The following is a 6,676-nucleotide window of genomic DNA, read 5'->3' on the forward strand; positions in this document are numbered from 1 at the left end:
GTAGACGCTGCCGCGGTCGGTGACGATGGTTTCCGGGTTGGCCAGGGAGGTGTTCGGCGTGGCCCTGGCCGGCCGTGGCGCTCAGGCGCGGCTGCTCTTCCTGGCCCGTGCGTCGGCGATGGCGTAGGGCAGCCCGGGCAGCAGCAGGAGCGGTGCCGCCCACAGCGGCAGCTCGAACAGCATCCCGTCGCCGGCCAGCCAGTTGGTGAGGATCGCCGCGGGCAGGGCGGTGGCGAGGGCGACGGCCCAGCTCCGGCGTATGCCGAGGCTGCCGCGCCGCAGCTCCCAGACGACTGTGGCCGTGCCGAGTACCGCCCAGAAGGCGAGGTAGCCGGGGGTGATGTCCAGGCTGGTGGTCCACCGGGTCAGGTACGAGAGCAGCAGGACGCAGCCGGTGACGAAGCACCCCAGGGACGCGGTGCGCAGGACCCGGCGCGGGAGCGGGGCGCGTGCCCGCGCCCACGCGGCGGCGAAGGCACGGACATCGCCCCCGACGACGTCCTGCCCCGTGCGGCCGGCTGCGCGCGCGTCCTCCAGGTGGTCGGAGAGCTCGTCGAGCATCTCCCTCACGGACGCGTCGTCGATCCCCCGGTACTCCCAGTTGCTGCGGCAGGTGGCGAGGATCTGCGCGTTCGTCATGGTGTGGTTCCCCCCGTGGGTTCCGCGGTGGCGGTCAGGATGCTGCCGACCTGTCCGGCGAAGGCGAGCCAGTCGGCCCGGCCGCCGCTCAGTTCGGCGTGCCCTGCCTCGGTCAGGCGGTAGTACTTGCGCGGGGCACCGCCGCTCGGGGACGGAGCGCGGTACGAAGAGATGAGCCCCGCCCGCTCCATCCGCGCGAGCAGCGGGTAGATACTGCCGTCGCTGACCAGCTCCAGCCCCCCGGCCGCGAGCGCCTCGGCGAACTCGAAGCCGTACCTGGGGCGTTCGGCGATCAGCGAGAGCAGGCACAGGTCGAGCACGCCGCGCAGGAGCTGGCTGCGCCGCTGGTCACCGGCCGCGGACAGTTCCTTTGTCATGCGGTACAAGATAATCAGCAAGTACCTTGCACCGCAAGATTCTAGGGAAACGCTTTCACGGGGCCGCCAGGAACACCGAGCAGCCGAGCCTGCCAGGCGGCGGCCGCGTTGGGCATTCAGCTGACTCCGATCCCCTGGTGCCTCTTATGGCCGGTTACGGACTCGTTCTTGGGGAGGAGGGCGGGGTTGTGTTTTGCCTGTTTCGATTGTGGGTGAGGAGACTGCGTTGAGGGGGCCGGCTGTGCTGGGTGTGCTGCTGGATTTCGCTGTCGGAAGTCTGCTGACGTGGGGTCATGAACACTGGAGGGCCAAGAGGCAGGCTCGGCGCTTTGCGGCGGGGGCGGAGGTGGGTTTTGCTGCCTGTGTCCTCGGCGACCGTCTGTACTGTCGGGGTACGTCGTTGGTCGTCCTGTGGGCCTCGCGTTGCACGCTTCATGTCACGCCGACGGAGTTCCCGTATTTCCGCCGAAGTCCGCTTCCGGTGGACCGGTTGGAAGTGGTTCGGGTTCGGCCAAGAGGTCGCGTGGATTCCCCCTTGGTTCAGAGCGGCTGGCAGGTGGTCGAGTGCCGTGATGGCGGCTCTGTGGTGTTGATCGGGTGTGCTCCCGTTTTCATGCGGTATCTGACAGGTGTGCTGAAGGGACAGGGCTCCCAGAGGCCGCACGCCGAGCAGACTCGCCCGGCCTGATCTCTGCTGCCGGCCAGGCACGCGGGAGTGGGCCTCTCGGGGTACGAGAGGCGAGGACAGAGTTCCCTGTCGGTTGATGTCAGCGGTTAGGTTTCTCCTCCGGGACGGCCTCCCCGCCCGCCTACTGCGCCCAGTCGATGCCGAGGGCGGCGAGCGTTTCGAGCTGCGCCGGTGGAGCCGGTCGCGCCGCTGCTTCTGATTCGCCAGCCACACGCCACTGCGATGCGGGCCGTCGGGCAGGTCTTCGATGTGTCCTCGGCGGGGCAGGCAGCCTTCCTGCTGGATGTACTGCCGGAGGGCCTGGAGGCCCTTGTCGAAGGCTTCCGCGCCCCGCCCCGCCCCGACGTGGAGGTCGCGGTCGTCTTCCCGGGCGCCTGGCGGGCGCGTTCGGGCGCTGCGGTGGCGCCCAGGGCGGCGAGGCGGCGCTGCTGTCGGCGTTCAGCCGGTGGAAGTCGCGGCGTTGGGTGGCCAGCCAGCGACCGATGTCCTCGCCGTGGCGGGAGTGACGCCGGGGACGATGGCCGTGAGGCGGGCGCGCCGTCGTGAAGGAGCTGGGCGAGGTAGGCGTAGTGGCGCTGCCAGTCCACCGTCCACCCGAGCGCGCCCGGGTTCAGGCCTCATCGATCGCGGCGAGGGCTGCGGCCCGCCGCTCAGCGCGTGCATCGTCTTTGCCGAGTCCACCGGGCCCGCGGATGTTGGTCAGCCACCGCCCCACCGCCCGGTCGAGGGCGGTGGCGTGCCGCGGCGCGGCGAGCGTGCCGTGCTGGGCGTAGTAGGCCCGGGCGGCGGCGAGGGTCTCCGTGAAGGCGGCGTCCGCGGTGTCCCACACGATCCCCAAGGCCTCCAGCTCTCCGCGGCCCGTTTTGCCACACAGCCTGAACCCCGGCCGGGCTTCAGGCGCATCGGGCCAGTACATCTGTGGGAGGAGCTTCTTATCTGCTCCTCCCTTTCCTGGTTGGGATTTTCAGGTTGTTGATGTGGCTCGGGACTTGCGGCCTGGACCGGACGCGAAGCGCCTACACCTACGACGCAGCCGGGAACACCAAGAGCCGGCGCATCGACGGCGACACCCAGACCCTGAACTGGGACCCCCACAACGAGCTCACCTCCGCCACCAGCCCCGGCATCGGTGCCGTGGCGGTCACCGGGCTCGCAGGCAAGTGCATCGACGTCGAAAGCGGCAGCAATGTTTCCGGCGCGGCCCGATAGTCGGGCCGCTGGTTGTGCGAGCGGGGTGCGGGGTGCGGGGTGCGTTCGGTGCGTGAGGTGTTCGACGAGGGCAGGCCGCGGGTCGGCTGCGGGTGCCCTGGGCGGCGTGGCCGTGGGCGACGGGCTCGGGCCTGGAGCGCGACCGGGTGCCCGGTCCGCTGCAGGAGCACCGGTGGGGGCTCCCTTCTGCACGGGCATGAGGCGGCCCTGCAGCGAGGAGTACGCGGCCGGGGAGAATAGGCGCAGGGACTCCCACATGTGCTGCCGCGTCCCGCCGGGGGCGGGCGGTCCACCACTCTGGGAGGCTGACGGCCGCCTCGGCGTTCGCAGGGTCGATTTCGATCAGTTGACCGGGCGGCGGTGGCGTGCTGGCGCCGTCGGCATGCGGACTTCCCGGAAAGCCGAGGCCGCCGGCTGACCGGACTCCCGCCGCGCAGCGAATGCGGCAGAGGCTACTTTCGCGTGGCTGCGGAGATCCGTTCTGCGACCTGTGCGGCCTGGGCCGTGGAGTCGGCGGGCGAGGAAATGTAAACGGCGATGGCCACCGGCCGGCCAGCCGAGGTGCGGGTGGCTGAAAGCGCCCAGGCGGCCGAAGCGGAGGGCACCCATCTGCCAAAAGAGTCCCCGAGAACCGACCGCAGCTGATCCGCAGTGCGCTGGGCGACCACCCGCTGAGCGGGCACGGCGGTCTTCGAACCGGTGACGAGATTGGGATGAACCCGGCTCCCGCCGTTCACAAGGAGAGCCATCACCATGGCCATCTGCACCGGAGTGGCCTTCACCTCGAACAGACCGTTGGCCATGAGGGCGAGCTGAGTAGGATTCTCGGGCTTCTTCGGCCAGGTGCTGTCGAAGGCACGCAGCGGCGTATCCATCATGTCGTTGTTGAACCCGAACGCCTGGGCCGTCGACGCCAGTGCGTCGGCGCCGAGGTCGGAAGCGATGCCGGCAAAGACGTTCGCGCACGCGTACCGCAGGGCAGCACGGAGGGTGGCGTCGGTGCAGTGAGCCGGATCGCCGGAGAACTGGGTAGTGCTGTTCGGGGCGACATAAACGGCCGGGCTCCGGGTCGGCGTGTCCACAGACGGAAGGAGGCCCTTCTCCAGGGCTGCGGCCGCGACCAGGACGTGGATGGCCGACCCTGGGTTGTCCACGTGGCGTAGGGCCCGGTTGGTTAGGGGCTTGTCGTCGAGGTCCTTCACCTGGACCCACGCCCGTTGATCAGCCATGGAGTTCCCGCTGAATGAACCGGGGTCGAACGACGGGGTGCTCACCTGCCCGAGGATGTCGCCTGTTTCCGCGTCGAGGACGATCGCGGCTCCACGCTGACCTCGCAGCCCGTCGTAAGCAGCACGCTGCACAGCCGGGTCGATAGTGGTCACCACATCCTTGCCCGCCCTGATGTCGTCCGCCAGGAGAGCATCAAGCCCGGAAGAACCCCAGGCCAGAGACCAGTACCCCGTGACCGACGCGTACAGCTCACCGTCAGTGTAGGTGCGTTTGAACGGAGCTTTGGGGATGCCCGACCGCTCCGATCCCGTGACGGGACGCCCGGCCACCAGGATGTCGCCAGGGCTTCCGTCCTGCTTGGGAGCGCGCGGCTTCGCATCCGGAGTTCCTCCCCCAGCCTTGCCCGCAGCCGTCGAGCTGGATGTCGTTGGGGCTCCTCGGTCTGCGGTACACCCAGAAACGGACGCGGCGAGCAGCGTGACGAGTGCAGTGAGTAAGGCGCCAGAGGGGCGAAGAGGACTGGGCATGCGGGCATCTTAAAGCTCGACAAGATCTATGCGCGCGGCGATGCCCGCGACCGGGTCCTTGGGGAAGAAGTACCCGGCAATGGTGAGGCTGCGGGAAAACGCAGGGGCGACACCGAGATCCGCCGCATCGTCTGCACCACGAACGCGATCGAGTCCGTGAACGCGCGGTGATCGACCGGTTCCGTCTCGGGGATCGGGGGCCTGCGGTTGACGCTGGCCGGTTGGCTGGCCAGTGGGGCGCCTCGGCGGGGGCCGCCGGACCGCCGAGCTGTTGCCGACCGTGGTGAGGGGGCGAGCCGCGGGGGCCTTGCAGGTCACGTTCAGGTGTACGCCCTGCCCGGGCCGTACCTTAGAGTGATCGTTTGACCCCGAAGAAGGCGAGATGTCTGTGACTGAGCGCTTCAGTTGGCGGATGAGCGGGTGGGTTGGCGAGACGGAGCGCTTCAGTTGGCGCATGTGGCTGTACAGGGGAGCTGCACCAGACGCCCAGTGAAGGGGCGGACCTTGTGATGGTGGGAAGCAGTGGCTCGGGCAGCCATGAACCGCACCGAGATCCGGCAGTACGTTTCAGCGACTGCTCAGGCGCTCGGTGATGCGGGCATCGCGCCAGGAGAGCGGTGGGACGAAGCCGGGGGAACAGCCCTCTACTGGACGAAGGACGACCCTGCTCTGGGGTCGGGGCCCTGGGCGGATGGTCTCCTGCTGTTCTGGGGGACCAGAGGGGGGCGCCACGGTTGGGGATGTGCACCTCTAGACGTTGCTGGCGACCCCGCGCTCGACGCGGTGACCTGGCTTCCTGTCACCCCCACAGCCGCGCCCGCTCTGCTGGCCGCGCATGTTCAACGCCTTCTCGCCGAAGGCGCTCCGGCAGCAGGCACTGAGCGGTAGATCTGACGAAAGCCGCCAACTGAAGCGCTCAGACACAGGTGCTGTGACCGACCACCGCAGTTGGCCCCGCTGGACAACTCCGATACACAACCACGGCCCGGTTGCTCAGAACGGGGAGTCCCAGAAGACCGCTTCCGGGTCGGGTTCTTCCGGGTGGAGCATGCAGCGTCTGCAGAGCACGCGGATGGTGGGGTCGGAGTCCCCAAGGAGGCGCAGGAGTGCGGAAGTGTCTGTGGTGATCGCGGTTCGGGCGGCGGCCACGGACCAGCCAGCCGGGTAGCCGGTCACCTCGTAGCCGTAGTCGTCGTGGGTGTCGCGGGCGTCGCGTCGGGGATTGTTGCGATGGAGGAGGAGTTCCTCGCGGGAGGCGACGCCGTGGTGCCGGGCACGGGCGGGGCCGGGCGTCGTGCCCATGGGGGAAGTTGCCCCACGGGACGGCACCGAGGTCCAAGTCCTGTCGGGGTTCGGGCAGGATGCCGGCCACCACCGCCCGCACGTCGAATGGGCCGCCCGAGAACAAGGCCAGGTCCGCCCCGTCCGCCACTTCCCGGCACATCACGAACGTCGGACCGGTCCGCCAGTCCTTCATGCCACACCCCGGCTGTTGGACCCCGGAACTTGATCACGACGGGCGCGGAGGCCCACCGGAAGCCACTTTCCGGAAGATCCAGCCCCACCACCAGCTCTACGTCTACTGCCAGAAGCAGGGCCAGAACATCGGCGGCAACCCGTACTGGCTCCTCGTCAACGACTACACCGATTCCAACACCGGCTGGATCGCCAGCTACTACATCGCCTACCCGGACAACCGCCTCCCCGACGTCCCCGACTGCTGAGCGGTCTGCCCAGCACGGTGCAGGGCCTGGTCACGGGCGGGGCTGGACGTGACCGCGCTGCCAGGCCCAGGCCGCGATCTCGACGCGGTTGCGAGCGGCGGCTTGAGCTGGATGCCGGACAGGTGCGTCTTGACGGTGGAGAGGGAGACGTACAACTCGGCGGCGGGCGCCGGAGCGGCCCCCCCCCCCCCCCCCCCCCCCCCGCCCCCCCCCCCCCCCCCCCCCCACCCCCACCCCCCCCCCCCCCCCCCCAACCCCCCCCCCCCCCCCCCCCCCCGGCGG

7 protein-coding genes and 1 pseudogene are annotated in these 6,676 nt (G+C 69.6%); 2 read left to right on the forward strand and 6 right to left on the reverse strand.

Going from position 1 to position 6,676, the window contains the following annotated elements:
* Positions 1-81: 81 nt before the first annotated feature.
* The 3 genes from ACFV7Q_RS27870 to ACFV7Q_RS27880 all read right to left on the reverse strand — a co-directional run bounded on the left by ACFV7Q_RS27870 (position 82) and on the right by ACFV7Q_RS27880 (position 2,533).
* A complete protein-coding gene (locus ACFV7Q_RS27870; protein WP_385432371.1) occupies positions 82-639 on the reverse strand; it encodes a hypothetical protein in 558 nt (185 codons plus the stop codon).
* Positions 636-1,016 (reverse strand): PadR family transcriptional regulator, encoded by a 381-nt coding sequence (locus ACFV7Q_RS27875; protein WP_385432373.1) that lies wholly within the window; start codon positions 1,014-1,016, stop codon positions 636-638. The genes ACFV7Q_RS27870 and ACFV7Q_RS27875 overlap by 4 nt, the downstream gene beginning before the upstream one ends.
* A 1,298-nt stretch (positions 1,017-2,314) precedes the next feature.
* Positions 2,315-2,533, reverse strand: a complete 219-nt coding sequence (locus ACFV7Q_RS27880; protein ID WP_385432374.1) for a helicase associated domain-containing protein — start codon at positions 2,531-2,533, stop codon at positions 2,315-2,317.
* Between the two features lie 146 nt (positions 2,534-2,679).
* On the opposite strand from ACFV7Q_RS27880, the gene ACFV7Q_RS27885 reads away from it, so the two are divergent.
* On the forward strand, positions 2,680-2,913 hold the full coding sequence (locus ACFV7Q_RS27885; protein WP_385432376.1) for a hypothetical protein: 234 nt from the start codon (positions 2,680-2,682) through the stop codon (positions 2,911-2,913).
* A 452-nt stretch (positions 2,914-3,365) separates the two neighbouring features.
* Here the strand turns inward: ACFV7Q_RS27885 and ACFV7Q_RS27890 are convergent, their stop codons facing one another.
* From ACFV7Q_RS27890 to ACFV7Q_RS27900, 3 genes and pseudogenes are all read right to left on the reverse strand, one after another.
* The gene (locus ACFV7Q_RS27890) at positions 3,366-4,295 is read right to left on the reverse strand and encodes a penicillin-binding transpeptidase domain-containing protein (RefSeq protein ID WP_385432384.1); all 930 of its coding nucleotides are present in this window, start codon (positions 4,293-4,295) and stop codon (positions 3,366-3,368) included.
* Between the two features lie 36 nt (positions 4,296-4,331).
* Positions 4,332-4,670: pseudogene (locus ACFV7Q_RS27895) on the reverse strand (hypothetical protein); the annotation flags it as partial.
* 993 nt (positions 4,671-5,663) lie between these two features.
* A complete protein-coding gene (locus tag ACFV7Q_RS27900) occupies positions 5,664-5,972 on the reverse strand; it encodes a hypothetical protein (protein WP_385432377.1) in 309 nt (102 codons plus the stop codon).
* Between the two features lie 59 nt (positions 5,973-6,031).
* On the opposite strand from ACFV7Q_RS27900, the gene ACFV7Q_RS27905 reads away from it, so the two are divergent.
* Positions 6,032-6,394, forward strand: coding sequence for a hypothetical protein (locus ACFV7Q_RS27905; protein ID WP_385432379.1), 363 nt, complete (start codon positions 6,032-6,034; stop codon positions 6,392-6,394).
* Positions 6,395-6,676: the final 282 nt, after the last annotated feature.

The sequence above is a fragment of the Streptomyces sp. NPDC059851 genome, assembly GCF_042732005.1.
GTDB lineage: Bacteria > Actinomycetota > Actinomycetes > Streptomycetales > Streptomycetaceae > Streptomyces.

What these genes read in the sequence shown, in the direction of transcription:
- ACFV7Q_RS27870 (WP_385432371.1), bottom strand. Translation starts at nt 639, where the DNA reads ATGACGAACGCGCAGATCCTCGCCACCTGCCGCAGCAACTGGGAGTAC.
- ACFV7Q_RS27875 (WP_385432373.1), bottom strand. Translation starts at nt 1,016, where the DNA reads ATGACAAAGGAACTGTCCGCGGCCGGTGACCAGCGGCGCAGCCAGCTC.
- ACFV7Q_RS27885 (WP_385432376.1), top strand. Translation starts at nt 2,680, where the DNA reads ATGTGGCTCGGGACTTGCGGCCTGGACCGGACGCGAAGCGCCTACACC.
- ACFV7Q_RS27900 (WP_385432377.1), bottom strand. Translation starts at nt 5,972, where the DNA reads ATGGGCACGACGCCCGGCCCCGCCCGTGCCCGGCACCACGGCGTCGCC.
- ACFV7Q_RS27905 (WP_385432379.1), top strand. Translation starts at nt 6,032, where the DNA reads ATGCCGGCCACCACCGCCCGCACGTCGAATGGGCCGCCCGAGAACAAG.